Here is a 25262-nt window from a genome sequence, read left to right as displayed (position 1 = left end):
GGGTGTGAGTTCCCATTATGCCGCCTCCAGACTTGCCCGCCTCGTTGTCGAAACGCTCGAGGCGCTTGAGGACGTCTCCTTTCCCCTCGCAGTCCCCGGCATCAACGAGCTCATGGACTCGCACCGCGCACTGCAGACCCAACTCTCGACGCGGCTACTGCCGCATCTGCTCCAAGAGGCCGTCCCCGCGATCGTCGTCTTCGGCGGTTCCTCTGGGGCTGGAAAATCGACGATCCTCAACTCCCTCCTAGGGGAGGAAGTGTCGGAGGCTTCCGTCATCCGACCGACGACTCGAACCCCGGTACTCGCGTTCCACCCGGACGATGAGATGGCTATGACGGACCATATGCTGCTCGGCATGTGCGAGGTCGTCATCACTGAGAACGCGATTCCCGGCATCGCCCTTATTGATGCTCCAGACTTAGACTCGATCGAGGACGAGAATCGAGTCCTCTCCCAGAAGCTGCTCAATGCGGCCGACCTGTGGATCTTCGTCACAACCGCCGCGCGCTATGGCGACCTCATCGCGTGGTCGACACTCACGGAGGCATTCGACCGGGGCATGACAACGGCCGTCGTCCTCAACCGAGTCCCGGAGCGCGCGAAGTCGCCCGTTCGTGTCGATCTGCTCAAGCGCATGGCGGAGTCCGGCATGGGGCAGTCACCGCTGTTCATCATGGATGACGCCGGTCCCATCGAAGGCCACCTCGACCCGTCGAGCATTGCCGAGCTCAGATCATGGCTTGAGCTCATGCGCTCGACGCGAGCCTCGAAATCGCTTGTCGCGAGGACATCCCGCGCTCTTATGCCTGCGATCCGCAGGGAGCTTCTCGATCTTGCCGATGCGGCATCTGCGCAGAGCGATGCCGCGCAGAGCCTGCGCGACTCAGCATCCCAAGCAGGGGTCGAGCCGGCTGCCGCGATCATGACGGCGATTGATGTCGGGCGGCTCGCCGCTGGCGCCCCCACAACGCAGTGGCTGTCGCTCGCCTCGACCGGCGGCCCGCTTGCCTCGCTCGCAGGCGGCCGAGCCCTCCTATTCCCCAGCCGCTCCGTGGCCAAGAGGGACCGTGCGGCGGCGGAGATCGCATCCGCCATCGATGACGCTCTGCGGATTGCGCTGACCCAGGCGTTGATCGACACCCGGGATCGGGCTGCTTGCAGCTGGTCCATGTCGTACGTCGACACCAGCGGTATCCGAGTGGAGACGGACATCGCGACCGCCGTCGAGCACGCGATCGAGGAATGGCATCGGGACGCACGTGCCGCTGCGGGCCGCGTCAAGGGCCCCATCACGAAGAAGGTGTCGCAGCAGGGCCTTGCTGATCTTCTGCGGGCCGGGGCTGGAGGCATCCCCGGCGTTCGGTCGGCACTTGTCTCGGGCGGAGCCGAAGGCGGGGTCACCCGCGTGGAGAGGGCCCTTCGCCAGCGCTGTGACGAGGCAATCGGTACAGTCGTCGCCGCGTATGCTGCGATTATCGATGAGCTGGAGCTGCCGGACAGCTCGGTCCTTCGGATCCGGGCGCGAGAACTTGTTGAAGCGGTATGGGAGAAGTGATGAACGACGTCAGTGCAGAGGTCGAAACGCGCCGAAAAGCGCTGGAGAGCGCAATCGAGCAGGGCGCGGGCTACATCGAACCGTTCCGGCTTGCCAGGGCTGCCGACGACCTCAAGGCGGTCAAGCACCGTATGGGGTTGGGCATGGACTTGACGGTTGTCGCCCTCGTCGGAGGCACGGGCTCGGGTAAGTCGACCATGGCGAATGCCATCTCGGGCCTCGATTTCGCCGACTCCGGCGAGCTGCGTCCCACGACCGAGCGGGCCGCCGCGTGCGCCTGGGGCGAGGGTGCGGAGCCCATGCTCGACTTCCTCGGCGTCGACGAGGACCGGCGCATCCGCAAGGGCTCGCTGCTCACCGATGAGGAGCCGGAATTCGAGGGTCTCGTCCTTCTCGACCTGCCCGACCATGATTCGATCCGGGTCTCGCACTCGGTCCAGGTCACCCAGCTCATGCCCGTCGTCGACCTCCTCATCTGGGTGCTCGACCCGCAGAAGTACGCCGACCAGGCACTCCACGCCGGCTATCTCCAGGGCCTCGCTCGGCGGAAGGATTCGATGATCGTCGTCCTTAACCAGATCGACACCGTCCCGTTCGACCAGCGTGAGCGCATCGTCGACGACGTCAAGGACGTGCTCAAGGCCGACGGTCTCGACGGGATTCCCGTCATCACGGCCTCGGCCCTCGACCATCAGGGAATCGACGAGATCAAGATTCACATCGCCTCCGCGGTCGGTCGCACGTCGATCAACACGGTGACGGCCAAGGCCGAGATCGCGGCAATTGCCGGGCGGTTGTGGGACTCGGTGGCAGAGTCTGAGGCCGAGGTGTCGGACGACAGTCTTCGTCCCGTCGCCCAGCAGCTCGCGCGAGCCGCAGGAATCGGAGCGGTTGGATCCTCGATGAGGGCCTCGGGTGAGTCCTGGCGCGAGTTCGCGCTGGCCAAACCCGAACAGCCTGCGACGTCGACCGTTACCGCGATCCGGGGGACCTGGCTGGACTCCGTCGAGCGGGATCTCCCGCCCACGTGGGCCAAGGGAATCCATGACTCTGTCGCTGGACCTGAGAAGCTCCGCCGGGACGTCGCCGAAGCCGTCGACTCGGTCCCGGTTTCCAAGCCGTCGTCGAGGAATTCGACGATCCTCATCTGGCTGGGCGTGCTCCTTATCCTTGCCGGGATCGGCACTCGGGTCGCCGCGGTGGTTGGCGCTCCCATTCTCTTCGGCGACACCGCAGCCAGCTGGATCGCGGCCGGCGTCCTCATCCTCTCGGGCATCTGGGCAATCGTCATGGCCAGATCCGTCCGCAGGTCATCCGCGGTGCGGGCCGCCGACCGTTATGAACGCGCGGTGCAGGAGAAGATCCTTCAGACCCTTCGAACCGACCTCGGCGAGCCCGCGCAGGTGGTTCTCACCCAGCACAGGCGCACCCGGGAGGCGCTGGCCACAGCAGCGGCCTGAGCACCCAGACACGACATCACGGAAGCCCCTCAACAGAGGGGCTTCCGTGCATCCGTCTCACTCATCGCCTGCGGTTCTCTTATGGGGAAGGAGGACACATGAACAACGAGATCAACGTGTCAGTAATGGGGTTCGCGGGTGCAGACGCCGCTCTCATCGAGAACGAGGGCAAGAAGCCGTACGCCTACTTCCGAGTCGGGTCGACGTCCTGGCGTGGGGTGGGCGAGGCGCGGGAGCAGTTCACGGAGTGGTTCACGGTGAGAACCTACGGTGAGCTTGCACGCAACTGCGCGATGTCGGTGCAGAAGGGTATCCCGCTGCTCATCCGCGGCAGGCTCGAGACGGACACCTATCAGGCGAAGGATGACCCGGCGCAGACAAGGAAAGACCTCATCATCCGGGCTGACTCCGTCGGGGTGGAGATCGGCCGAGGCACCGTCGCCTACACGAGGAATCCGCCCGCGGCGGAGGAGTCCGCCCAATTCTGATCCTGCGGTAACCTTGGGACGGAATAAATTTCGTTTACAAGGGAGAAATGTGGCTGAGTACATCTACTCGATGGTTCGTGCCCGCAAGACGATCGGCGACAAGCTGATCCTCGACGACGTCACGATGGCGTTCCTGCCAGGCGCCAAGATCGGCATGGTCGGCCCCAACGGCGCCGGCAAGTCGACCATCCTCAAAATCATGGCCGGGCTCGACACCCCGTCCAATGGTGAGGCCCGGCTGACCCCCGGATTCACGGTCGGCATCCTTCTCCAGGAGCCGCCCCTGAACGAGGAGAAGACGGTGCTCGGCAACGTCCAGGAGGGCGTTGCCGACATCCTCTCCAAGGTCAACCGCTTCAATGAGATCGGCGAAGAGATGGCGAATCCCGACGCCGACTTCGATGCCCTCATGGACGAGATGGGCAAGCTCCAGACCGAGATCGACGCGGCCAACGCGTGGGACCTCGACTCCCAGCTCCAGCAGGCGATGGACGCGCTGCGGTGCCCGCCCGCCGATTCTCCGGTCACCAACCTGTCCGGCGGCGAGCGCCGCCGCGTCGCGCTGTGCCGCCTCCTCCTCGAGCAGCCCGATCTGCTGCTCCTCGATGAGCCGACGAACCACCTTGATGCCGAGTCGGTCCTGTGGCTCGAGCAGCACCTCGCGAAGTACCCCGGCGCCGTCATCGCCGTCACCCACGATCGCTACTTCCTCGACCACGTTGCGGAGTGGATCGCTGAGGTCGACCGCGGTCGTCTCTACCCCTATGAGGGCAACTACTCGACGTACCTCGAGAAGAAGCAGGAGCGACTGACCGTCCAGGGCAAGAAGGACGCCAAGCTCCAAAAGCGACTCAAGGACGAGCTCGACTGGGTCCGCTCCTCGGCAAAGGGCCGCCAGGCCAAGTCCAAGGCGCGTCTCGATCGCTACGAGGAGATGGCGGCTGAGGCCGAGAAGACTCGGAAGCTCGACTTCGAAGAGATCCAGATCCCGCCCGGCCCGAGGCTTGGCAACGTCGTCATCGAGGCGAACGACCTCAAGAAGGGTTTCGGCGACCGCGTTCTCATCGACGGGCTGTCGTTCTCCCTACCCCGCAACGGCATCGTCGGTGTCATCGGCCCGAACGGCGTCGGCAAGACCACCCTGTTCAAGACGATCGTCGGCCTCGAACCGCTCGACGGCGGCGATCTGAAGATCGGCGAGACCGTGAAGATCTCGTACGTCGACCAGTCCCGCGAGGGCATCGATCCGGATAAGACGCTGTGGGAGGTCGTCTCCGACGGGCTCGATTACATCCAGGTCGGCAATGTTGAGATGCCGTCCCGCGCCTACGTCTCCGCCTTCGGCTTCAAGGGAGCCGATCAGCAGAAGCCGGCCGGCGTCCTGTCCGGCGGTGAGCGAAACCGCCTCAACCTCGCTCTCACGCTCAAGCAGGGCGGCAACCTCCTGCTCCTCGATGAGCCGACGAACGACCTCGACGTCGAGACGCTCGGCTCGCTCGAGAACGCTCTGCTCGACTTCCCCGGCTGCGCCGTCGTCGTCACCCACGATCGCTGGTTCCTCGACCGCGTCGCCACCCACATCCTCGCCTACGAGGGCACCGAGGAGAACCCGTCGAACTGGTACTGGTTCGAGGGCAACTTCGACTCGTACGAGAAGAACAAGGTCGAGCGCCTCGGCGCCGATGCGGCCCGCCCGAGCTCGGTGACCTACCGCAAGCTCACGCGCGACTGACGGCTGACATGGGGGATGCCCGCTCGATATCGAGCGGGCATCCCCCATATTCATCGTCTATGCGCTGCGTCGCCGCCGGTCACTTCATCTCGGGCGAGCGGACCATGCCCTCCTGGGCCATCGTGGCGACGAGCCTGCCGTCCTGGAAGAACTTTGCGAGCGTGAGCCCCCGCCCGCCCTGCGCTGAAGGGCTGTGGAGCTCTGCGAGGATCCACGAGGAGGGGTCGACGTCCCGGTGCCACCACGTCGTGTGATCGAGGGTCGCCGCCGAGAGTCCCGGACTCATCCACGAGAGGCCGTGGGCGTGGAGGATCGGCTCGAGCATGAACTGATCGGCGGCATAGGCGAGGACCGCGCGGCTGAGGGTTTGGCACACGCCCTCCGGCATCGGTGAGCGCGTCTTGAACCAGATGTGGGTCGTGGGCCTGGCCTCGGCGGGCGGCCGCAGGTAGATCTGACCTTCGACATGCCTCATGTCGAGAGCGTTCGTCGAGGACATGAACCGTGCCGCGGGGTGGTCGACGGATGCGAAGAGATCGACCGACGAAGGGAGATTGTCGGGACCGGGAGTGTCGGGGGCCGCGTCGGCGTGATCGAAGCCGGGCTGGCGGAGCTGGAACGAATCCCTGGCCGTGAAGATGATCCGGCCCTCCTGTCTTGCGTGGACGAGGCGGGTTGCGAAGGAGCGGCCGTCGTTGATGACCTCGACCTCGAAGTCGATCGGTTTATCGACATCGCCGGGGGCGAGGAAGGCGGCGGTCTTCGAGTGGATCGGTCGTTCGTCGCAGTTGTCGATCGTGTCGGCCGCTGCGACAACGGCCTGAGCAAGGACCTGGCCGCCGTAGACCCTCTTCGAGAGCTGAGGCAGATTGTCGTTGCCTCGGTAATGACCGTCCCCAAGCCGCTCGAGACGGAGAGTATTGAGAAGGGAGGCGAGCGGCTCAGTTGTACTTGCGGGCACGTAGATCTTCTTGTCCATCATTCTCCTGTTCCTCGGCCAACTTTAGCCGACCTCAGTCGACGTCCGCCCTCCTCGGCCGGGGCGTGGCCCACGGGCTGTGGGAATGCGCGGGGGACCTGATCTTTTGTGTGAGAATGAACAGGAAGCACGATGTCGTCGCGAAAGGCTGCCCCTATGAGTGTCCCGCCCTCTCGATCCACCCTCACGGAGCTCGCGGCAGCGTATCGGATCTCCACCCAGTTCTGGGGATATGACGGAGTCCAACGGGACATCTCCGACGAGGTGCTCACCAAGGTGCTGTCGGCCATGGGTGTCGATGCAAGCACGGAGGAGGCGGCGAGCGCGGCAGTGCTCGAACGCGACCTCGAGGCGTGGCGCTCTGTCCTGCCACCGTCTGTGGTCCACCGACAGAACAAAGAGGGAACCGTTCAGGTGCACCTGCCATCCGGGGAGAAGGCCCGCGTGGCCGTTATCCTCGAGGATGGCGGGGAATGGCCGCTGTCGCAGACTGAGGATTGGGCGGCCGACAGGGAGATCGATGGCCAGCCGACAGGGCAGGCCTCGTTCCGCCTGCCGGGAGACATCCCCCTCGGTTATCACACCCTCCGCGCCGTCCTCGATGATGGCACGACGGCGGAATGCCCGTTCATCATGACCCCGGACCGGCTCCACGACCCGGAACTGGAGACGACGCGAGCCTGGGGCGTTGCCGCACAGCTCTACTCCGTCCGCTCCTCCAAATCCTGGGGCATCGGAGACTTCTCGGACCTCGCCGACCTTGTCGCGATCTTCGGCCGCGAAGGCGCGGACTTCTTCCAGATCAACCCGCTCCACGCAGCAGAGCCGGTCGGCCACATGTCGCCCTCCCCGTATCTGCCCGTGTCCCGCCGGTTCATCAACCCCATCTACATTCGCCCTGAGGCGATCCTCGAGACGGCCTACCTGACGGGCCCCCAGCGCTCCCTCATCGACTGGGGCGGCGAGGAGCAGCGCGCGGCGTCACTGCGCAACGAGCACATCGATCGCGACGAGGTGTGGCAGACGAAGCGCGAGGCGCTTGAGGTCATTTTCAGCGTCCCACGGTCCTTCGCCCGCCAGGCGGCGCTCGACAAGTATCTCGAGGAGGAGGGCGAGGGTCTGCAGAACTTTGCCCTGTGGTGCGCACTGTGCGAGAAGTACCCCGAGGGCTTCCCGGAGAATCTCGAGGGTGCCGACTCGGTCTTTGTCGCGCGCGAGAGGCGCGAGCTCGCGGACCGGATCGACTTCTGGGCGTGGCTGCAGTGGATCGCCGACGAGCAGCTCGAACGTGCCCAGGAGACCGCCCGCACCTCAGGCATGAACATCGGTGTCTGCACGGACCTTGCCGTCGGCGTCCATCCCCTCGGTGCGGACGTGTGGTCGAATCCCGAGGCGTTCGCGCGCGGCGTTACGGTCGGTGCGCCCGCCGATATGTACAACCAGCACGGCCAGGACTGGTCGCAGCCGCCGTGGCGCCCCGACACCCTCGCCCAGAGCGGATACGAGCCCCTGCGCGACATGATCCGCACCGTCCTCCGCCACGCTGGCATGCTCCGCGTCGACCACATCGCCGGCTTCTTCCGGCTCTGGTGGATCCCGGACGGCGCCAAGGCCTCCGAAGGAACGTACGTCAATTACGATCACGAGGCGATGATCGGCATCCTCCTTCTCGAAGCCCATCGGGCCCGCGCGATCCTCGTCGGCGAGGACCTCGGGACTGTCGAACCGTGGGTGCGCGACTACCTCAAGGCCCGCGGCATCTACGGCACCTCCGTCTTCTGGTTCGAGAAGGACGGCGACGGTCTCCCGCTCCGGCCCGAGCACTACCGACCCGAGGTCCTTACGTCGGTCGAGACACATGATCTGCCTCCCGCCGCTGGCTACATCGCCGGGGAGCATGTCGACCTGCGTGACCGGCTCGGACTCTTCACCCAGCCGATCGAGGAGGTCCGTGCGTCGGCCGAGCGTGAGCTGAATGAGACGATCGGCCGGCTCCGTGAGTATGGGCTCGTCGGAGAGGAGCCGACCGAGCGCGAGATCGTCGAGGCGCTGCATGGCTACATCGCCCGCACCCCGTCGACCTTCCTGTCGGTCTCGCTCGTCGACGCGGTGGGCGAGCGCCGCATCCAGAACCAGCCGGGAACCGACCAGGAATACCCGAATTGGCGGATTCCTCTCGCGGATGGCACAGAGGAGGTCGTCCTCGTCGGCGACATCCCGGAACACGCTCGCGTCACGTCGCTTCTCACTGCATTCAGGAGCGCACTTGGACCCGATAACCGGCTACTCTGAGACCAAGGAGGAATCATGGAGAAAGCTGATTCGCTCGTTGCCGCCCTCGGCGGCAGGGAGAACATTACGCGTGTCGAAGCCTGCATCACCCGCATCCGTGTCGAGGTCAATGCGCTGGACCCCGTGTCGGAGGACGAGCTGAAGGAAGCCGGCGCCCACGGCGTCGTCGTTCAGCAGAACAACGTTGTCCAGATCGTCGTCGGCCCCGATGCCGAAGACGTCGCGGAACACATGGTGTGAACCTTCATTCGCCTCTATCGGGGACCGTGCTCGAGCTCGAGTCGGTCCCCGATCCTGTCTTCGCCCAGCTCCTGCTGGGGCCGGGAGCTGCGGTCGAACCCGACGAAACCGGCGTCGTCACCGTCTGCTCGCCGGTCGCAGGCACGGTGACGGCGGCCCGTGCCCATGCCGTCATCATCGGTCCCTGCCTCGTCCACGCCGGCATCGACACGTTCAAGAGCGATGCGCTGACCTGCCTGACCGAGGTCGGTGCACGCGTCGAGGTGGGCACCCCTCTGATCGAGATGGACAGGGCGAGGATGGGCAAGCTGTCCTCTATCATCCTCATCACTCTCCCCGAACATGAGGTGGGTGCCTGGCGCCAGATGGCGGCACCAGGCACCCACGTCGATCTCGGCTCCCTGCTCGGGACTGTCTAGGCGTCGGCCTCCTGCGCGGCGAGGGCGCGGCGCGTGTAGTCGCCGTGCTCGATGATGATCCGGCGCAGTGCCGGTGCCGCATCCTCATGCTCCTCGAGCCAGCCGTCGAGTGCCCCTTCGACATCAATGCCGCGACCGATGATCGACGGGGTGAACATGCGGGTGGCCAGCTGCTGCGCCATCTCGTACGTCTGCTCGCTCCACACCGTCGTCAGGCAGTCGAGATAGCGGGAGAAGAACGGCTCAAGGACGCGGTGGTCACCGGCCTGGAACCCGAAGAGGGCGCTGCGCTGCTGCATGTTGGGCAGCTCGCCCGCGACGAGGGCGCCGAAGGCGCTCTCCTTCGCCTCGGGGGTCGGGAGAGAGGCCCTCGCCCGCCAGGCGGCCTCGCGGCCCGTCGCCGTGTCGTCGTTCTTCAGCTCGGATTCGATCGCAGTCTCATCGATCCTGCCGGCAGCGGCGAGGCTCTGGATGACCGTCCACCGGCCATCCGTGTCGAGCGTGAAGCCGGTGGGGAGCTCGGCTCCGTCGAGCCAGGAGTCGATGCGATCGAGCTGGCTGTCGCTCTTCGCGCGGCGGGCCGCCTCGAGTGCGACCTGGAACTGCAGCTCCGACCCGCCCTCCGCGCGGTCCGCGATGGCGAACAGAGCATCCGCGACCGTGACGACGAGGGAGTCCCTGTGGGCCGGGCTCGAGTAGATCGTCGCGGCCTGGGCGACGTTGAGGAGGAGCATGCGCAGGACGGTCGGGTGATCCTCCGTCTCGATCGCGGCGAGCGCGAGCTCCGTGTAGGACGAGGCCGACATCTCCGCGTCCCGGCACATGTCCCAGGCGGCCTCGAGGACGAGGGTGCGGGCCAGCGGGTCGTCGAACGCCCCAATGTGGCGGACCGCCGTCTCAAGCGACGTTTCGTCGAGACGGATCTTCGTGTAGGCGAGGTCGCCATCGTTGAGGAGGACGAGATCGGCGGAGGCCTCCCCGACGAGCTCGTCGACCGCCGTGCGGTCGCCCGCAACGGTGACATCGACGCGCCGGCGCAGCATGAGGCGGCCGTCCTCGAGATCGTAGAGGCCGATGCCCATGCGGTGCGGACGCAGGTTCGCAGAGTTGCCAAGCTCCTGAACGACCGAGAACCCTGTGATGGTCCCGCCCTCGACCGTCATCTCAGGTCGAGCGAGGGTGAGTCCGGACTCTTCGAGCCACAGGCGCGACCACTCGGACAGGTCAACACCGGAGGCGGTCTCGAGCTCCGCGAGCAGGTCGGACAGTTCGGTGTTCTTCCACGAGTGCTTCGTGAAGTACTCCGACAGGCCGGCCATGAACGTCTCGCGGCCGACATAGGCGACGAGCTGCTTGAGGACGGATGCGCCCTTCCCGTAGGTGATGCCGTCGAAGTTCGCCCACACCTCCTCGAGGTCGCTGACGCCGGAGACGATCGGGTGGGTCGAGCGCAGCTGGTCCGCATTCATCGCCCACGACTTCTCTGAGGCGAGGAAGGTCTGCCATGCCTGGTTCCATCGGGTCGCCTCGTCGAGCGCGAGATGGGACATGAACTCGGCGAATGACTCGTTCAGCCACAGATCATCCCACCACTTCATCGTCACGAGGTCCCCGAACCACATGTGGGCGAGCTCGTGGAGGATCGTGATCGCGCGGCGCTCGATGACGGCGCCGGTGGCCCGGGAGCGGAACACGTACGTTTCCGTGATGGTGACGGCGCCCGCGTTCTCCATGGCGCCGGCATTGAACTCCGGAACAAAGATCTGGTCGTACTTGCGGAACGGGTACGGGTGACTGTACTCCTTCTCGAAGAACGCGAAGCCAGCCTTCGTGATGTCCATGACCTCGTCGGCATCGAGATGCTCGGCGAGCGAGGCGCGGCAGTAGACACCGAGCGGGATGGTCCGGCCATCGGAGCTGACCAGCTCCGAGGTGCCGCCCCTGTAAGGGCCTGCGACGATCGCGGTGAGGTAGGAGGAGATCCGCTCCGAGGGAGTGAACTCCCAGCGGCTCGATGTCTCGTCGACGGTGGTCGGCTCGGGCGTGGGGGAGTTGGAGAACACCTGCCAGTGGCTGGGTGCAGTGACGTCGAAGGTGAACTCGGCCTTGAGGTCGGGCTGCTCGAACACCGCGAAGACGCGGCGGGCGTCGGCGACCTCGAACTGGGTGTAGAGGTAGGTCTCCCCGTCGACGGGGTCGACGAACCTGTGCATGCCCTCACCGGTGTTCATGAACCGGCACGTCGCGTCCACCACGAGGGTGTTGTGGTCACGGAGCCCGGTGAGGTGGATGCGGGAATCGACGTGGACGGACGGATCGATCTGTTCGCCGTTGAGCATGATCGAGTTGACGGTGCCGATGAGGTCGACGAAGGTCTCGGCCGCCGTGGCCGCGAATTCGATCGTCGTGATCGAGGAGAACGTGTCATCGCCTCGCAGGTCGAGTTCGATCCGGTATCGCTCGGTCGCGATCGCTGCGGCGCGTTCGATGGCCTCCGACCTGGTCAGGTTCTCTCCTGGCATGAATGTCCTTTCGGGGTGATGGGAGTATGACCTCCACACTACTGCCAGGCGCGAGAATACGCTGACCGCGGAGCGCGCCCCCTTTGTCCGAGGGCCGCTCGTGGGGGACGATGGTCACATGGCTGACACTATTGAATTCTGGTTCGATCCCTCCTGCCCCTGGTGCTGGATGACATCCCGCTGGATCGCTGAAGAGATCGTCCCCAACCGCGAGGTCGACGTCACGTGGCGCGTCCTCTCCCTGACGAAGCTCAACGAGGGACGCGATCTCGACGAGCGCTACGCCCAGATGATGGAGGACGCCCGCCTCGGTGCGCAGGTCGCCGTCGGCGTCGGGCAGACCTACGACAACGAGACGCTCGGCCGCTTCTACACCGAGGTCGGCACGCGCTTCCACCCGGGTGAGCGGCTCAACGAGCGCTCCGCCATCGTCGAGGCTCTCGAAGCACTCGATCTCGATGTCTCACTCGTCGAGCGCGCCGAGGCCGGCGAGTTCGATGAGGGGATCGTGACCGACCTCAAGGGGGCGACCGACCTGGTCGGCGACGATGTCGGCGTCCCCACCATCTCCATCAACGGCAATGCCTTCTTCGGGCCGGTCGTCACCCCCGCCCCTCGCGGGGATGATGCGCTGCGCCTCTACGACGGCGCGCTCCTCGTCGCCAGCGTTCCCGGCTTCTACGAGCTCAAGCGCTCCCGCGAGAAGGGTCCGTCCTTCGAATGATGAGACGACTGGCAGCGACCGCGATCATCGCCCTCGCCGGGCTCGCGGCCTGCTCATCCGATGAGGAGCCGGCGAACGGAACCGTCGAGGAGAGCACGCGCGACGACTCGGCGGCGGCCGAGGAGCCGACTGAGGATGCCGGCGACGTCATGGTTGTTGAGGATGGCGTCGCCACGTCGACCGACGGGCGATACAGCCTGACTCTGGCCGACGGCTGGCAGGCGTACCCCGCCCCGCTCGACGAGACGGTCAACATGACCGTCCTGCTCGTCTCCGATGTCAACAACGCCGAGTTCGCGGCGAACATCATCGGCACGTGGGCTCCGAACACGATCTCCGGCGTGCCGACCAGCTACGAGGAGTGGCGCTCGGCGACGGGGAATGTCTTCACCGGTGAGGGCGTGACGGTCGACGAGGCCGACCCGATCGAGGTCGAGGGCACCTCGGTCGAGGGCATCATCGTCTCGCGGGATGCCGACGGTGTGCAGATCCGCCAGGTTGTCTACCCGATCTTCGCCGAGGACGGACTGCAGGAGGTCGCCTTCTCGGCGACACCGGAGATCTTCGAGGAGAACCTCGAGGATGTGCGGCAGATGCTCGCATCGCTTCAGTCGAACTGACCCACGAGAAGGGTGTGGCGCGGAGGTGATCCTCCGCGCCACACCCTTCTCAGTCGGTGCTCCGTTGGGCTGTCACCGTGACCCGTTTGTCCATCACCATGACCCGCCCGGTGGTCACCAGATGGCGACCCGTTCGGCGGGCGGCAGGTAGAGCTCGTCGCCCTCGGTCACGTCGAACGCCTCATGGAAGCTCGTGAGGTTCTTGACGACGCCGTTGCAGCGGAACTCGGCGGGCGAGTGCGGGTCGACCGAGAGAAGGACGATCGCCATCTCGTCGCGCGACTTCGACCGCCAGATGCGGGCGTAGGAGTAGAAGACGCGCTGGGCGCCGGTGACGCCATTGATGACAGGGGCATCCTCCAGGCCCGCGTACCCTGCGCGGCGCAGGGCGATCTCGTACGCCTTGAGCCCGATCGTCAGACCGCCCAGGTCACCGATGTTCTCACCGATCGTGAGGGCGCCGTTGACGTGGTGCTCGGAGTCCTCGAGCTGGGCGGGTGTGTAGGCGTTGTACTGGGCGATGAGGGCGTCGGCCCGCTTCTCGAATTCCTTACGGTCTTCATCTGTCCACCAGTTGTTGAGGCGTCCCGTCGCGTCGTACTTCGAACCCTGATCGTCGAAGCCATGGCCGATCTCGTGGCCGATGACGGCCCCGATGCCGCCGTAGTTCCAGGCGTCATCCGCGTCGGGGTCGAAGAAGGGCGGCTGGAGGATCGCGGCGGGGAAGACGATCTCGTTCCACACCGGGTTGTAGTAGGCGTTGACCATCTGAGGCGGCATGAACCACTCGTCGCGGTCCATCGGCTTACCGAGCTTGGCGATCGCCCGGTCGGTCTCGAAGGCGTTCGCGGCCCGCACGTTGCCGAGCAGGTCATCGGTGATCTCGAGGGCTGCGTAGTCCCGCCACCTGTCGGGGTAGCCGATCTTCGGATTGAAGGTGGCGAGCTTCTCCATCGCACGCACCTTCGTCTCCTCGCCCATCCAATCCAGACCCTGGATCGATTCCCGGTAGGCCTCGAGCAGATCGGCGACGAGCTGCTCCATTTTCGCCTTGTGGTCGGGCGGGAAATGACGCTCGACATAGATCTTTCCGAGTGCTTCACCGAGCACACCGGAGACGACCGCAACGGCGCGCTTCCAGCGCTCCTTCTGCTCGGTCGTTCCCGTGAGCCTCCTGCGGAAGAACTCGAAGTTCTTGTTGTCGATCTCCTCGGTCAGGTAGGAGGCGCGTGCAAGGAGGACCTGCCAGGACAGGTATTCCTTCAGGGTATCGAGGTCGGTCTCCGACCAGACTGTCGCGGCGCCCGCGAGGGCGTCGGGGGTGAGGACGATAACGCGGTCGACGAGGTCGGCGGGCACGCCCAGAGCCTCGCGGGCGGCGTCCCAGTCGAAGCCCGGCGCGGACTCGACGAAGTCGGACCACGGCATCGGGTTGTTGATCCTGTCGGTGTCGCGGGTCGTCACCACGTCGGCGTGGTGCGAGGCGAGTGCAGTCTCGTAGCCGACGATCCGGGCGCCGGCGCCCTCAGGGTCATCGACGAGGCCCGCGAGTTCGAGGAATTCGGGGACGAACGCCCGGAAGTCCTCGAAGGTAGGTGCGTGCTGCTCGGCGCGGTAGTACGCCTCATCCGGCAGGGACAGTCCAGACTGCGCGGCGAACAGGACGTACGTGTCCGGATCATTGAGGTCCGCGTCGATGTCGAAGCTGAAGGGGACGCGAACGCCGGTGCGCATCAGCGTCCCGGTCACCCCGGCCAGCGCCTCCTTCGTGTCGGCGGAGCGGATGAGGGAGAGGTCGCCCTCGAGAGGGGCGATGCCGGCCTCGTTGATCGCATCGAGATTCATGTACGAGCGGAAGTAGTCCGCGATCTTCTTCGCGTCACCCTCCGGGCTGCCCTGTGACAGCTCGTCGATGATGGCCTTGACCCGCTCCTCCGACTGCTCATTGAGGAGGTAGAAGGAGCCGTCACTCGGACGGTCGGCGGGGATCTCATGGGTGTCGAGCCACGTGCCGTTGACCCAGCGGAAGAGGTCGTCTTGGATGCGGACGGATTGCTTGGCGTCGGTAAGGACGCTGTCGAGTATGGGATCAGTCATTCGACCAGTCTAGGGGGACCAGTGGTCGCACCTGAACCGATTCGGGTCGGGTTATGCTGGGAGCTATGCGTATACACATCGGTACAGACCATGCGGGCTTCGAGCTCAAAGAGGCTCTCGTCAAGCACCTGCAGGAGGCCGGCCACGAGGTGGTCGACCATGGCGCGCACGACTACGACGCGCTCGATCACTATCCGCCGTTCTGCTTCGCAGCGGGGGAGGCCGTTGTCGCCGACGAGGGCTCCCTCGGCGTCGTCATCGGCGGCTCCGGCAACGGCGAGCAGATCGCGGCCAACAAGGTGAAGGGCGTCCGCGCGATCCTCGCGTGGTCGGACGCGACCGCCCGCCTCGGCCGCGAGCACAACAACGCCAACGTCATCGCCATCGGCGCCCGCCAGCACTCCCAGGAGGAGGCATTCGCACTCGTCGACGCCTTCCTCGAGGAGCCGTTCTCCGGCGAGCAGCGCCACCAGGACCGCATCGACCTCCTCACCGAGTACGAGGGCTGACCCCAACCGACGGTGATCTGCCGTCGGCCAGACAATGACGATCGCCCCGCCTGTCAGGCGGGGCGATGTCGTATCCGGTCAGATCCAGATCGCTGGATCCATGGCCGGCTCGAGCACGGGAACCGACCGATTCTTCGCTGGGACGCCGACGGCGGTGACCCCTGCGGGCACGTCGCGGATGACGACGGCATTCGCACCGATCTGGCTGTCATCACCCAGGGTGATCGGGCCGAGGACCTTCGCGCCGGCGCCGATCGTCACCCGGTTGCCGACGGTCGGGTGACGCTTGCCCTTGCTGAGGGAGACACCGCCGAGCGTCGTGCCGTGGTAGAGCATGACATCCTCGCCGACCTCAGCGGTCTCGCCGATGACGACTCCCATGCCGTGGTCGATGAACATGCGGCGGCCGAGCTTCGCACCGGGGTGGATCTCGATGCCGGTGATCGACCGGGCCACCTGCGAGAGCAGGCGGGCGGGCAGCTTGAGCAGGTCCGACTTCGTCCACATGGCATGGGCGATGCGGTGTGCCCACAGGGCGTGCACGCCCGGGTAGGCGAGAGCAACCTCAAGGGAGGTCCGTGCAGCGGGGTCACGCCTGCGCGCCGCCTCAAGATCCTCCTTGAGAAGGGTGGTGAGGGATGCGCCCAGCGAGAAGATCATTCAGTCCACCAGGCCCTCGAACAGCGGCGTCGACAGGTAGCGCTCGCCGAAGGACGGGATGATGACGACGATGTTCTGACCCGCGAACTCGTCGCGATCCGCGATTTCTCCCGCGGCCTTGAGCGCGGCGCCGGACGAGATGCCGACGAGGAGGCCCTCCTTCGTCGCAGCCGCACGCGCCCACGTGAAGGCATCCTCAGTCGGGACGGTGATGACCTCGTCGTAGAGCTCGGTGTCGAGGACCTCGGGGATGAAGTTCGCGCCGATGCCCTGGATCTTGTGCGGGCCGGCCTTGCCCTTGGAGAGGAGGGGGGACTCGGCCGGCTCGACGGCGAAGAGCTTGACGTCCGGGTTCTTCGAGCGGAGGAAGCGGCCGGCGCCGGTGATGGTGCCGCCGGTGCCAATGCCCGAGACGAGTGCCGCGACCTCGCCGTCCGTGTCGGCCCAGATCTCGGGGCCGGTTGTGGCCTCGTGGATGGCGGGGTTGGCCTCGTTGGCAAACTGCGAGGCGAGCACAGCGCCCTCGCGCTCCTTGGCGATCTCCTCGGCCTTCTCGACGGCGCCCCTCATGCCCTCGGACGGCTCGGTGAGAACGAGCTCGGCGCCGTAGGCGCGGAGCAGCGCGCGCCGCTCCTTCGACATCGAGGACGGCATCGTGAGAACGACCGTGTAACCCCGGGCTGCCCCGACGAAGGCAAGGGCGATACCGGTGTTGCCGGAGGTGGCCTCAACGATGGTGCCGCCGGGCTTGAGCGCGCCGGACTTTTCGGCCGCGTCGACGATGGCGACGCCGATGCGGTCCTTGACCGAGTTGGCCGGGTTGTAGAACTCGAGCTTGGCCAGGACATTGGCCCTGGCGCCCGGGAAGAGCTTGTTGATGCGGACGAGGGGGGTGTTGCCGATGAGTGCGGTGGCGTCAGATGCGATTCGAGACATAACTGTTCCTTCGGAGGCGATGAATGATTGAGGCTGCAGATGCAGGGGGAGTGCCGGGCGTGCATGAGCGCACCCTAGGGCCCGGCACTCTACAGACAGCTCAGACAGGCGCAGGAGACAAGAACGATGAGCGATGCGCCCATATTCGCCTCCCGAAGATAGTTCACGATTCAGCTAACTGTCTGGTGTCATCGTTTCATGAGCCACGACACTCGGCAAGTCCGTTCACTCACCGAGAGAAATGCTGGACAGTGCCAGCCGGGCGGGGGTCGACATCGCGCCCCAGCTCAGAGGCGGCGATCTCGGCTAAACGGGCGCGGTCGGCGGTCGTCACGCGCAGCGTGACCTCCGCAGCCCACTCCGCCTCAACGTCCCAGCCCTCGGCGCGGAGCACGGCCTCGAGCCGGCCCGCGAGGGCGACCGGCGCGGACAGCTCCCAGCGCGGAACCTCCGCCACGGTCCAGAGCGTGGCCGCCTCGACCGCCCCGGCCACAGAGTCAGAGTAGGCGCGCACGAGGCCGCCGGTGCCGAGCAGGATCCCGCCGAAGTAGCGGACAACGACGGCCGCGATGTTGGTGAGGCCGTGACCTCGAAGGACGTCGAGCATGGGGCGGCCCGCGGTGCCGGAGGGTTCTCCGTCGTCGGAGGAGTGCTCGCGGTCCTGCTCGCCGGGCACTTGGACGATCCAGGCGGAGCAGTGATGCCTCGCATCGGGGAACTCCGCCCTCAGTTCCGCCACGACCTGCCGCGCCTCATCCGGTCCCGCGGCAGGGGAGAGGTGGGTGATGAACCGGGAGCGGGAGATCACCAGCTCGGTTCTCACACTGTCTCGAATCGTGCGGGCCATTCGGCTATTCTAGGACGCCAGTGGGGTCGTACGAGCACCAGCGCGATGCTCGTGGAGTGTGACGGACTGCGCGGATTTCGTGGCGCAGACAACTAGGGCATTCCCACTGTCCTGCGTTACGATGATTTGTCGGACCGCTGTCCCTCCGGGTGATCCCCATCGCGCGAGGAAACTCCCGGCAGGTCCAGCACGTTGAAGAGTATTGCCGAGGCAGAGTGCTCCGGCAAAGAGAGGTAAGCATGGCGAAGAAGTCGAAGATTGCGCGTGACAAGCAGCGCCGCGAGATCGTCGAGCGCTACGCAGAGCGTCGCGCACAGTTGAAGAAGGCTTCGGTGGATATGAACTCGACGCAGGAGGAGCGCGATGAGGCGATGGCCGCATTGCACGCCCTTCCCCGCGACGCGTCGCCTGTCCGCCTGCGTAACCGCGACGCCATCGATGGCCGTCCCCGCGGCTACATCGGCGCCTTCGGTCTCTCCCGCGTTCGTATGCGCCACATGGCGCTTCGCGGTGAGCTCCCGGGTGTCACCAAGTCCTCCTGGTAAACATTTTGTCCGCGGCCCCGGCCGCCTGAATTAGGAAAGGAGCGGCGTCATGGCAGTTCCCAAGCATAAGATGTCGCGCAGCAACACGCGCAACCGCCGGTCCCAGTGGAAGGCGCAGATGACCGAGCTCGTCACGGTCACGGTCCAGGGTCGCGAGGTTCGTATTCCCCGCCGCCTGGCGAAGGCCTACCAGACTGGCGCGATCGACTGAATCGCATGTGAAGAGCGGTGCCGAGTATCCTCGGCACCGCTTTTTGCTGTCGTCTGACGCTCTGGGAGCCTCAGGGCGAATTGTATGCCGTTATTTTGAGGCGCTGTGGCCTTTGTCATTGAGTGTGCGATGAGGCACGCTTAGAAATGAACCCCTTCTGGCCCACGAGACGAGGCGTCTATGTCCCAGCCATCTTCGCTCAACAGCTTCTTCGATGATGCTCTGAGGCGCAGTCTCGACGAGCATGACAGGAACCTGTGGAGCGCGATCTGGGATCAGGCGAGCGGGGGAAAGAGATTCAGGCCGCGGCTCCTCCTGGCGATGTATGCCGCGCTCGGCGGCGAGGATGAGCACCTCGCCGCGGCGGCGGCGGATGCCGTCGCGCTCCTCCACACGGCCTTCGTCATCCACGACGACGTCATCGACGGCGATGAGATCCGGCGCGGCAGGCCCAACGTCCTCGGCCAGTTCTCGGCCTATGCCGACGGCGCGGGAGCCTCGCCGGAGCGGGCGAAGCGCTACGGAGAATCCGCCGGGATCCTCGCCGGCGATCTCGCCCTGCTCGGGGCTCTCAAGGTCATCGCCACGAGCGGCGCCTCCCGGAGCATGCTCAACCGCCTCATCGACCTCCTTGATGACGTGCTGCGGCGCAGTGCCGCCGGTGAGCTCGCCGACGTCCGCGTCTCCTTCACGGGGGCGACGCTCGAGGAGATCATCGACATCGCCGCCTGGAAGACGTCGGCCTACTCCTTTGAGCTGCCGCTGCAGGCGGCAGCGATCCTCGCTGGTGCCGAGGAGGACATCGTCGTCGGTCTGGGCCGCGCGGGCCGCAGCCTCGGCATCGCCTTCCAGCTGCTCGACGACATCGACGGCGTCTTCGCCCCCGCCGATCAGACCGGCAAGGATCCACTCTCCGACCTGCGCGAGGGCAAGTTCACGGGGCTCATGGCGTTCGCCCGCGACTCCGAGCAGTGGGAGGAGCTGTCCCGGTGTGTGGGCCGCAGCGAGCTGACCGCGGAGGAGGCCGACCGGGCCCGCACTCTTCTCATCGAGAGCGGCGCTCGGGATTCGGTGACCGCACTCGCGCAGGAATACCGCGAGGCTGCCCTTGCCGAGGCGATGTCGCTGCCGCAGGCGGCGGGCGATGTTGTGCGGAAGGCGATCGCACTCATCCTGCCCGGCGAGTCGGGCGTGCGATCCGTGGGCGTGGCCTGATGGCGCGTGGCGGGTCGAGGAGGGCACCCTCCTCGTCGCTCTACGATGACGTTGCACGACGCAGTTCCGCCGTCATCATCGACCGCTATTCGACCTCCTTCGGGTGGGCCACTCGGCTGCTCGGCGAGCCGGACCGCACGCATGTCCGCTGCATCTACGCCCTCGTCCGTGTCGCGGACGAACTGGTCGATGATGATCGCCAGCCTTGGGACCCGCAGGCCCGGGGAGCCATGCTCAGCGAGCTGCAGGCCGACGTCCACCGTGCCGTCGAGGTCGGCGGCAGTCCCAATCTCGTCGTCCACGCCTTCGCCCTCACGGCCCGTCAGTACGGAATCGGACGGGACCTCATCGACCCATTCTTCAATTCGATGAGGGCGGACCTGTCGGTGACGGAGCATACGGGCGAGAGTCATGCCCGCTACCTCTATGGCTCGGCGGAGGTTGTCGGCCTCATGTGCCTGCGCGTGTTCGTCGCCGGTGACGACTCCCTCTACGACAGGCTCGCCCCTGCGGCGCAGCGCCTCGGTGCGGCCTTCCAGAACGTGAACTTCATGCGCGATCTCGCGCGCGACAGGAAGGACCTCGGCCGCACGTACTTCGCCGGCGTTGATGCTGAGCACCTGACCGAGGCGGAGAAGGACCGGATCCTCGACGACGTCGACGCCGATCTGGCGGCCGCGGCGCTGGCGATTGCCGAGCTGCCGCGCAGGAGCCGGCGCGCGGTGGGCGCGGCGCATGGATTGTTCGAGGAGCTGTCCCGCAGGCTGCGGGCCACCCCGGCCGAACAGGTTCTCACGACACGAGTCCGGGTTCCGAACCCGGTCAAGGCGAAGATCATCGCCCGAACCATGATGGGAGCACAATGAGGGTCGCAATCATCGGCGGCGGCATCGCAGGTCTCGCCACCGCCGCCCTCCTCGCAGCCGATGGGCACAGCGTGGCGCTGTTCGAGAAGAAGAATGAGGTGGGCGGCCGTGCCGGCTCGCTCACCATCGACGGATTTCGGTTCGACACGGGACCCTCGTGGTATCTCATGCCCGAGACGTTCGACCACTTCTTCAGCCTCTTCGGGTCCTCCGCCGAGGAGGAGCTCGACCTCGAGGTCCTCGACCCCGCCTACCGGGTGTTCTCCGAACAGGACTCGGGTGCGACAGTCCTCGACATCGCGCGCGACGCCGAGGCGAACATTGCGACATTCGAGGCGGTCGAGCCGGGCGCTGGGGCCGAGCTTCGGGAGTACCTGGCGTCGTCGAAAGAGTCCTACGATCTCGCGCTCAAGCATTTCCTCTACACGAGCTTCACGAACCCGGCGAACCTCCTCTCGAAGGACGTCCTCACCCGGCTGAACAAGCTCTTTCCTCTCTTGACGCAGTCGCTGGAGACTTTCGTGGGCCGCAGGTTCACAGACAACCGGCTGCGCCAGATCCTCGGCTACCCGGCAGTCTTCCTCGGGTCCTCTCCCGACCTGACGCCGAGCCTCTACCACCTCATGAGCGCCCTCGACCTGACCGGCGGCGTCATGTACCCGCAGGGCGGCTTCGTCACCCTCATCAGCGCCGTCGAGCGCAGGGCGCTCGAGGCCGGTGCGACGATCACGACCGGGGCGACGGTCACCGAGATCCTCACCGAGCGGGGCAGGCGGGCACGCGCGACCGGGATCGTCTGGCGGGACGCCGATGGCGTGGAGCACCGGCACGAGGCCGACATCGTCGTCGGCGCAGGCGACCTGCACCACCTCGAGACGACAATCCTGCCGAAGGAGCTGCGGACCTATCCGCAGAGGTACTGGGACAGGCGCACGCCGAGCCCCGGCGCCGTCCTCGTTCTCCTCGGAGTCAAGGGTGAGTTGCCGCAGATGCCGCACCACTCGCTGTTCTTCACCCGGGACTGGCACGAGAACTTCGCCGCGATCCGGGAGGGTCGCATGCCGTCACCGGCGTCCGCCTACGTGTGCAAACCCTCCGCGACGGACCCGTCGGTGGCGCCGGAGGGGCACGAGAACCTCTTCATCCTCATTCCAGTGCCGGCGGCCCCCGCCATCGGCAAGGGCGGACCCGACGGGACGGGAGATTCCTCGGTCGAGCGGATCGCCGATGAGGTGATCGGTCAGATGGCGGAGTGGGCGGACATCCCCGACCTGGCCGACCGCATCGTCGTGCGGCACACGATCGGGCCCGGCGACTTCGCCGAGGACCTGTTCGCGTGGCGGGGCGGCATGCTCGGACCGGCGCACACGCTTCGCCAGAGCGCGATGTTCCGCGGCACGAACCAGTCGCGCAGGGTTGAGGGTCTCTACTACGCGGGGTCGAGCACGATCCCCGGTATCGGATTGCCCATGTGCCTTATCAGCGCCGAGCTCGTCGCGAAGCGGCTGCGGGGAGACACCTCGTCCGCTCCGCTGGCATCGCTCGGATGATGGCGCTGGTCTACGGCGGCGTCCTACTCCTGCTGATCGGCTGCATGGCGATGATCGACGCGCGGTTCCGGCTCGTCCTGTGGCGGGCCCCCCGCCGCGGCGCCATCGCCCTCCTCCTCGGCATCGCCTTCTTCCTCGTCTGGGATGTCGTGGCGATCGAGATGGGCTTCTACTACCGCGGAGAGAGCGAGGCGATGACCGGGATCCTCCTCGCCCCCGAGCTTCCGATCGAGGAGCTCCTCTTCATCACGTTCCTCTGCTACATCACCCTCGTGCTCCACGCCCTCATTGGCCTCGCCATGGACCGCCGGGGGGACACGTGACATACGCTGTCGTCGCCGCGGCCTTCGTCGCAGCATCCGCCGCGGTTGCTGTCTTGGTCTCTATCCGACTCGGTCTCGGCCCGCGCTGGTGGATGGCGACCGCTCTCACCATTGCTATCCTCGTCGTGCTGACGATCATCTTCGACTCCCTCATGATCCTGTCGGACCTGTTCCGATTCGATGATGGCCATCTGCTGGGTATCCGGCTCTGGCACGCCCCGGTCGAGGATCTCGCCTGGCCCATTGCTGCGGGCTTCCTACTTCCATCGCTGGCGGCCCTCACCGCCGAGAAAGGGGACCGATGACTCCGGACCGCTCACCATTCCGAGAGGGGCTCGCCAACCTCATCGGGTCCTCCCGCCCGGTCAGCTGGATCAACACGGCCTATCCCTTCGCCGCGGCCTACCTCATGGTCGGCGGGGGGATCACGGCCGAGCTCATCATCGGCACACTCTGGTTCCTCATCCCCTACAACCTGCTCATGTATGGCGTCAACGATGTCTTCGACTACGAATCGGACCTGCGCAACCCGAGGAAGGGTGGCATCGAGGGCGTCGTCCTCTCGACCCGCTGGCACCGGCTCACCCTCCAGGCCTCCGTCCTCACCAACCTGCCCTTCATCGTCGCCCTCATCATCATGGGCAACGCGCTGTCCACCGTCATCCTCCTCATCAGCGTCTTCGCGGTCGTCGCCTATTCGGCCAAGGGCCTGCGGTTCAAGGAGAAGCCGGTCCTCGACTCCGCGACGTCCGCCACCCACTTCGTCAGCCCCGCCGTGTTCGGCATCGCGCTCGCCGGGGCCGAATTCACGGCTCCCATCACCATCGCCCTCATCGCGTTCTTCCTCTGGGGCATGGCATCCCAGGCGTTCGGGGCCGTACAGGACATCCAGGCAGACCGGGAGGGCGGCATCGCCTCCATCGCCACCTGGCTCGGTGCCCGGTGGACCGTCCGCGCCGCCGCCGCGGCCTACCTCCTTGCAGGACTGCTCCTGCTGGGGACGGGATGGCCGGGGGCGCTGTCGTCGCTTCTCGTCATCCCTTACATCGCCAACGTCGCCCCCTATCTCAATCTGAGCGACGAGGAGTGCGAGAGGGCCAACGCCGCCTGGCGCTGCTTCATCTGGCTCAACCTGCTCACCGGCTTCCTCGTCACCCAGCTCTTCATCTGGATCGCCCTTGCGTTCTGAGCTTCGCGTGCACGGCCCCGCGTGGGCGCGGGCGGGGACTGAGATCGTCACTCTCGCCGGCCTCGCCTCCTTCATCGCCGCGTTCTGGTTCGACGGCGTCGCCGTCGCCCTCATGGCGCTCGTCCTCCTCGGGCTGGCAGTCGCCCGGGTCGCGGCCCTGCCGGCCGTCCTCCAGATCCTCACCGGTCTCACCCTCATCGGGGCCGCCTGGGCCTCCCTCCTCGACTGGTATGACACGTACGCGTGGCTCGATCTCGTCGTACACGTCGCCGCCAACGGGCTGCTCGCCGTCCTTGTCATGGTGGTCCTGTGGCGCACGGGCCGCCTGCCACGCGGGATTCCGGGCGACACCATCGTCATCGTGACCACAGCGCTCGGCGCTCTGCTCGCCGTCATCTGGGAGATGGGGGAGTGGCTCGGCCACACCTACCTCGAGCAGTCCATCGGAGTCGGCTACGACGACACGATCAGCGACATGACGGCCGGCGTCGCCGGCTCCCTCATCGCCGGGATCCTCCTCGCCCGCCGACGGGGAGGCCCGCAGTGACCACCGTCAGCGTCATCATCCCCGTCCGCAACGACGAGATCCTCCTCGACCGCTGCCTGCGCCGGCTGACGGAGCAGAGCACGCCGCCGACCGAGATCATCATTGTCGACAACGCCTCGACGGACGGGTCGGCCGAGGTCGCCAGGCGCTACGGCGCCCGCGTGATCGAGGAGAGCCGCATCGGAATTCCCTTTGCCGCGGCAACCGGCTACGACGCGGCACGCGGTGACATCATCGCCCGCTGTGACGCGGACTCAATCGTCGGACCCGATTGGGTTGAGTCGATTATCGAGGCGCTCGCGGCCCGCCCCCACTCCCCAGCGGTCACCGGATGGGGCCGCTTCTACGACGTTCCTGGGCCCGCGAGCAGAATGCTGACGGTCCTGTACCTCGGCGCCTACTATGCCTTCGGCGGGCTTGCCGCCGGCCACCATCTCCTCTGGGGATCCTCGATGGCAATCCGAAGATCAGCCTGGGAGGAGGTCTCACACCGGATCCACAGGGATGACCCTGAGCTGCACGATGACATGGATCTCGCCTTCGTCCTTGGACCGGACGCGAAGATCGCCCTCGTCCCGAATCTCCTCGTCGACGTATCCGGCCGGTCCGTTCACATCGGCAGCCAGTGGCGGCGCCGCATGGACAGGGGCTTCAACACGATCAGCGTCAACTGGCGGGAGATGCCGCCCTGGGAGCGGTGGCTGCACCGACTGCCCGGGCGGGGACAGTGACT

26 protein-coding genes are annotated in these 25262 nt (G+C 66.2%); 20 read left to right on the top strand and 6 right to left on the bottom strand.

Going from position 1 to position 25262, the window contains the following annotated elements:
* Positions 1 to 4: 4 nt before the first annotated feature.
* From EJO69_RS05285 to ettA, 4 genes are all read left to right on the top strand, one after another.
* A complete protein-coding gene (locus EJO69_RS05285) occupies positions 5 to 1558 on the top strand; it encodes a GTPase domain-containing protein (protein ID WP_126039971.1) in 1554 nt (517 codons plus the stop codon).
* Positions 1558 to 3018: a GTP-binding protein gene (locus EJO69_RS05280; RefSeq protein WP_164519878.1), complete on the top strand. Its 1461-nt coding sequence runs from the start codon at positions 1558 to 1560 to the stop codon at positions 3016 to 3018. Before EJO69_RS05285 ends, EJO69_RS05280 begins: the two co-directional genes overlap by 1 nt.
* A 98-nt stretch (positions 3019 to 3116) precedes the next feature.
* The gene (locus tag EJO69_RS05275) at positions 3117 to 3506 is read left to right on the top strand and encodes a single-stranded DNA-binding protein (protein ID WP_126039967.1); all 390 of its coding nucleotides are present in this window, start codon (positions 3117 to 3119) and stop codon (positions 3504 to 3506) included.
* Between the two features lie 49 nt (positions 3507 to 3555).
* Positions 3556 to 5238: an energy-dependent translational throttle protein EttA gene (gene ettA, locus EJO69_RS05270; protein WP_126039965.1), complete on the top strand. Its 1683-nt coding sequence runs from the start codon at positions 3556 to 3558 to the stop codon at positions 5236 to 5238.
* A 79-nt stretch (positions 5239 to 5317) separates the two neighbouring features.
* Here the strand turns inward: ettA and EJO69_RS05265 are convergent, their stop codons facing one another.
* Entirely contained in the window at positions 5318 to 6220 is a 903-nt protein-coding gene (locus EJO69_RS05265; RefSeq protein ID WP_245993789.1) for an acyl-CoA thioesterase, read from the bottom strand.
* 153 nt (positions 6221 to 6373) lie between these two features.
* Between EJO69_RS05265 and malQ the strand changes: the two genes are divergently transcribed.
* The 3 genes from malQ to EJO69_RS05250 are packed head-to-tail and all read left to right on the top strand — an operon-like array spanning position 6374 to position 9168.
* Positions 6374 to 8509, top strand: a complete 2136-nt coding sequence (malQ, locus tag EJO69_RS05260) for a 4-alpha-glucanotransferase (protein WP_211331506.1) — start codon at positions 6374 to 6376, stop codon at positions 8507 to 8509.
* A gap of 15 nt (positions 8510 to 8524) precedes the next feature.
* On the top strand, positions 8525 to 8749 hold the full coding sequence (locus EJO69_RS05255) for a PTS sugar transporter subunit IIB (RefSeq protein WP_126039961.1): 225 nt from the start codon (positions 8525 to 8527) through the stop codon (positions 8747 to 8749).
* Entirely contained in the window at positions 8746 to 9168 is a 423-nt protein-coding gene (locus tag EJO69_RS05250) for a PTS sugar transporter subunit IIA (RefSeq protein WP_126039959.1), read from the top strand. Before EJO69_RS05255 ends, EJO69_RS05250 begins: the two co-directional genes overlap by 4 nt.
* Here the strand turns inward: EJO69_RS05250 and pepN are convergent.
* On the bottom strand, positions 9165 to 11690 hold the full coding sequence (gene pepN / locus EJO69_RS05245) for an aminopeptidase N (RefSeq protein WP_126039957.1): 2526 nt from the start codon (positions 11688 to 11690) through the stop codon (positions 9165 to 9167). The two genes, EJO69_RS05250 and pepN, sit on opposite strands and share 4 nt — an antisense overlap.
* 118 nt (positions 11691 to 11808) lie before the next feature.
* Between pepN and EJO69_RS05240 the strand changes: the two genes are divergently transcribed.
* Both EJO69_RS05240 and EJO69_RS05235 read left to right on the top strand, forming a co-directional pair.
* Positions 11809 to 12414 carry a mycothiol-dependent nitroreductase Rv2466c family protein gene (locus tag EJO69_RS05240; RefSeq protein WP_126039955.1) on the top strand — a complete coding sequence of 202 codons (606 nt, stop codon included), beginning with the start codon at positions 11809 to 11811 and terminating at the stop codon, positions 12412 to 12414.
* The gene (locus EJO69_RS05235) at positions 12411 to 13034 is read left to right on the top strand and encodes a hypothetical protein (RefSeq protein ID WP_126039953.1); all 624 of its coding nucleotides are present in this window, start codon (positions 12411 to 12413) and stop codon (positions 13032 to 13034) included. The genes EJO69_RS05240 and EJO69_RS05235 overlap by 4 nt, the downstream gene beginning before the upstream one ends.
* Before the next feature lie 114 nt (positions 13035 to 13148).
* Here the strand turns inward: EJO69_RS05235 and EJO69_RS05230 are convergent, their stop codons facing one another.
* Positions 13149 to 15131, bottom strand: a complete 1983-nt coding sequence (locus EJO69_RS05230) for a M13 family metallopeptidase (RefSeq protein ID WP_126039951.1) — start codon at positions 15129 to 15131, stop codon at positions 13149 to 13151.
* Between the two features lie 65 nt (positions 15132 to 15196).
* On the opposite strand from EJO69_RS05230, the gene EJO69_RS05225 reads away from it, so the two are divergent.
* Positions 15197 to 15640: a ribose-5-phosphate isomerase gene (locus tag EJO69_RS05225; protein ID WP_126039949.1), complete on the top strand. Its 444-nt coding sequence runs from the start codon at positions 15197 to 15199 to the stop codon at positions 15638 to 15640.
* A gap of 78 nt (positions 15641 to 15718) precedes the next feature.
* On the opposite strand, the gene epsC is transcribed toward EJO69_RS05225, so the two are convergent.
* The 3 genes from epsC to EJO69_RS05210 form a co-directional block, all read right to left on the bottom strand.
* Positions 15719 to 16297 carry a serine O-acetyltransferase EpsC gene (gene epsC, locus EJO69_RS05220; RefSeq protein ID WP_425454742.1) on the bottom strand — a complete coding sequence of 193 codons (579 nt, stop codon included), beginning with the start codon at positions 16295 to 16297 and terminating at the stop codon, positions 15719 to 15721.
* A gap of 3 nt (positions 16298 to 16300) precedes the next feature.
* A complete protein-coding gene (gene cysK, locus EJO69_RS05215) occupies positions 16301 to 17236 on the bottom strand; it encodes a cysteine synthase A (RefSeq protein ID WP_126039945.1) in 936 nt (311 codons plus the stop codon).
* A 229-nt stretch (positions 17237 to 17465) separates the two neighbouring features.
* Positions 17466 to 18083: an IMPACT family protein gene (locus tag EJO69_RS05210; RefSeq protein WP_126039943.1), complete on the bottom strand. Its 618-nt coding sequence runs from the start codon at positions 18081 to 18083 to the stop codon at positions 17466 to 17468.
* 239 nt (positions 18084 to 18322) lie between these two features.
* Here EJO69_RS05210 and rpsN point away from each other — a divergent pair, with 239 nt between their 5' ends.
* The 10 genes from rpsN (at position 18323) to EJO69_RS05165 (ending at position 25260) form a co-directional block, all read left to right on the top strand.
* Positions 18323 to 18628 carry a 30S ribosomal protein S14 gene (gene rpsN / locus EJO69_RS05205; RefSeq protein ID WP_126039941.1) on the top strand — a complete coding sequence of 102 codons (306 nt, stop codon included), beginning with the start codon at positions 18323 to 18325 and terminating at the stop codon, positions 18626 to 18628.
* A gap of 49 nt (positions 18629 to 18677) precedes the next feature.
* On the top strand, positions 18678 to 18839 hold the full coding sequence (rpmF, locus tag EJO69_RS05200; protein ID WP_126039939.1) for a 50S ribosomal protein L32: 162 nt from the start codon (positions 18678 to 18680) through the stop codon (positions 18837 to 18839).
* Between the two features lie 180 nt (positions 18840 to 19019).
* The gene (locus EJO69_RS05195; RefSeq protein ID WP_126039937.1) at positions 19020 to 20054 is read left to right on the top strand and encodes a polyprenyl synthetase family protein; all 1035 of its coding nucleotides are present in this window, start codon (positions 19020 to 19022) and stop codon (positions 20052 to 20054) included.
* Positions 20054 to 20920 carry a phytoene/squalene synthase family protein gene (locus EJO69_RS12300; protein ID WP_164519877.1) on the top strand — a complete coding sequence of 289 codons (867 nt, stop codon included), beginning with the start codon at positions 20054 to 20056 and terminating at the stop codon, positions 20918 to 20920. The genes EJO69_RS05195 and EJO69_RS12300 overlap by 1 nt, the downstream gene beginning before the upstream one ends.
* The gene (gene crtI, locus EJO69_RS12295) at positions 20917 to 22470 is read left to right on the top strand and encodes a phytoene desaturase family protein (RefSeq protein WP_164519876.1); all 1554 of its coding nucleotides are present in this window, start codon (positions 20917 to 20919) and stop codon (positions 22468 to 22470) included. Before EJO69_RS12300 ends, crtI begins: the two co-directional genes overlap by 4 nt.
* The gene (locus EJO69_RS05185) at positions 22467 to 22793 is read left to right on the top strand and encodes a lycopene cyclase domain-containing protein (RefSeq protein ID WP_126039935.1); all 327 of its coding nucleotides are present in this window, start codon (positions 22467 to 22469) and stop codon (positions 22791 to 22793) included. The genes crtI and EJO69_RS05185 overlap by 4 nt, the downstream gene beginning before the upstream one ends.
* Positions 22790 to 23098 (top strand): lycopene cyclase domain-containing protein, encoded by a 309-nt coding sequence (locus EJO69_RS05180; protein WP_126039933.1) that lies wholly within the window; start codon positions 22790 to 22792, stop codon positions 23096 to 23098. Before EJO69_RS05185 ends, EJO69_RS05180 begins: the two co-directional genes overlap by 4 nt.
* The gene (locus tag EJO69_RS05175) at positions 23095 to 23982 is read left to right on the top strand and encodes a prenyltransferase (protein ID WP_126039931.1); all 888 of its coding nucleotides are present in this window, start codon (positions 23095 to 23097) and stop codon (positions 23980 to 23982) included. The genes EJO69_RS05180 and EJO69_RS05175 overlap by 4 nt, the downstream gene beginning before the upstream one ends.
* On the top strand, positions 23972 to 24529 hold the full coding sequence (locus tag EJO69_RS05170; RefSeq protein ID WP_126039930.1) for a DUF2238 domain-containing protein: 558 nt from the start codon (positions 23972 to 23974) through the stop codon (positions 24527 to 24529). Before EJO69_RS05175 ends, EJO69_RS05170 begins: the two co-directional genes overlap by 11 nt.
* Positions 24526 to 25260, top strand: coding sequence for a glycosyltransferase family 2 protein (locus EJO69_RS05165; protein WP_126039928.1), 735 nt, complete (start codon positions 24526 to 24528; stop codon positions 25258 to 25260). The genes EJO69_RS05170 and EJO69_RS05165 overlap by 4 nt, the downstream gene beginning before the upstream one ends.
* The last annotated feature ends 2 nt before the right edge of the window (positions 25261 to 25262 follow it).

This window comes from Flaviflexus salsibiostraticola, assembly GCF_003952265.1.
In the GTDB taxonomy this organism is placed as follows: Bacteria; Actinomycetota; Actinomycetes; order Actinomycetales; family Actinomycetaceae; genus Flaviflexus; species Flaviflexus salsibiostraticola.
Note: the sequence above shows the minus strand (reverse complement) of the source record. Positions and strands in the feature narration are given on the sequence as shown.

Excerpts from the sequence above, each read along its gene's own strand:
- EJO69_RS05255 (WP_126039961.1), top strand. The coding sequence starts at position 8,525 with ATGGAGAAAGCTGATTCGCTCGTTGCCGCCCTCGGCGGCAGGGAGAAC.
- EJO69_RS05185 (WP_126039935.1), top strand. The coding sequence starts at position 22,467 with ATGATGGCGCTGGTCTACGGCGGCGTCCTACTCCTGCTGATCGGCTGC.
- rpsN (WP_126039941.1), top strand. The coding sequence starts at position 18,323 with ATGGCGAAGAAGTCGAAGATTGCGCGTGACAAGCAGCGCCGCGAGATC.
- EJO69_RS05195 (WP_126039937.1), top strand. The coding sequence starts at position 19,020 with ATGTCCCAGCCATCTTCGCTCAACAGCTTCTTCGATGATGCTCTGAGG.
- EJO69_RS05210 (WP_126039943.1), bottom strand. The coding sequence starts at position 18,083 with ATGGCCCGCACGATTCGAGACAGTGTGAGAACCGAGCTGGTGATCTCC.
- rpmF (WP_126039939.1), top strand. The coding sequence starts at position 18,678 with ATGGCAGTTCCCAAGCATAAGATGTCGCGCAGCAACACGCGCAACCGC.
- crtI (WP_164519876.1), top strand. The coding sequence starts at position 20,917 with ATGAGGGTCGCAATCATCGGCGGCGGCATCGCAGGTCTCGCCACCGCC.
- EJO69_RS05175 (WP_126039931.1), top strand. The coding sequence starts at position 23,095 with ATGACTCCGGACCGCTCACCATTCCGAGAGGGGCTCGCCAACCTCATC.
- EJO69_RS05230 (WP_126039951.1), bottom strand. The coding sequence starts at position 15,131 with ATGACTGATCCCATACTCGACAGCGTCCTTACCGACGCCAAGCAATCC.
- cysK (WP_126039945.1), bottom strand. The coding sequence starts at position 17,236 with ATGTCTCGAATCGCATCTGACGCCACCGCACTCATCGGCAACACCCCC.
- pepN (WP_126039957.1), bottom strand. The coding sequence starts at position 11,690 with ATGCCAGGAGAGAACCTGACCAGGTCGGAGGCCATCGAACGCGCCGCA.
- EJO69_RS05235 (WP_126039953.1), top strand. The coding sequence starts at position 12,411 with ATGATGAGACGACTGGCAGCGACCGCGATCATCGCCCTCGCCGGGCTC.
- EJO69_RS05265 (WP_245993789.1), bottom strand. The coding sequence starts at position 6,220 with ATGATGGACAAGAAGATCTACGTGCCCGCAAGTACAACTGAGCCGCTC.
- EJO69_RS05275 (WP_126039967.1), top strand. The coding sequence starts at position 3,117 with ATGAACAACGAGATCAACGTGTCAGTAATGGGGTTCGCGGGTGCAGAC.
- EJO69_RS12300 (WP_164519877.1), top strand. The coding sequence starts at position 20,054 with ATGGCGCGTGGCGGGTCGAGGAGGGCACCCTCCTCGTCGCTCTACGAT.
- malQ (WP_211331506.1), top strand. The coding sequence starts at position 6,374 with ATGAGTGTCCCGCCCTCTCGATCCACCCTCACGGAGCTCGCGGCAGCG.
- EJO69_RS05240 (WP_126039955.1), top strand. The coding sequence starts at position 11,809 with ATGGCTGACACTATTGAATTCTGGTTCGATCCCTCCTGCCCCTGGTGC.
- EJO69_RS05225 (WP_126039949.1), top strand. The coding sequence starts at position 15,197 with ATGCGTATACACATCGGTACAGACCATGCGGGCTTCGAGCTCAAAGAG.
- EJO69_RS05280 (WP_164519878.1), top strand. The coding sequence starts at position 1,558 with ATGAACGACGTCAGTGCAGAGGTCGAAACGCGCCGAAAAGCGCTGGAG.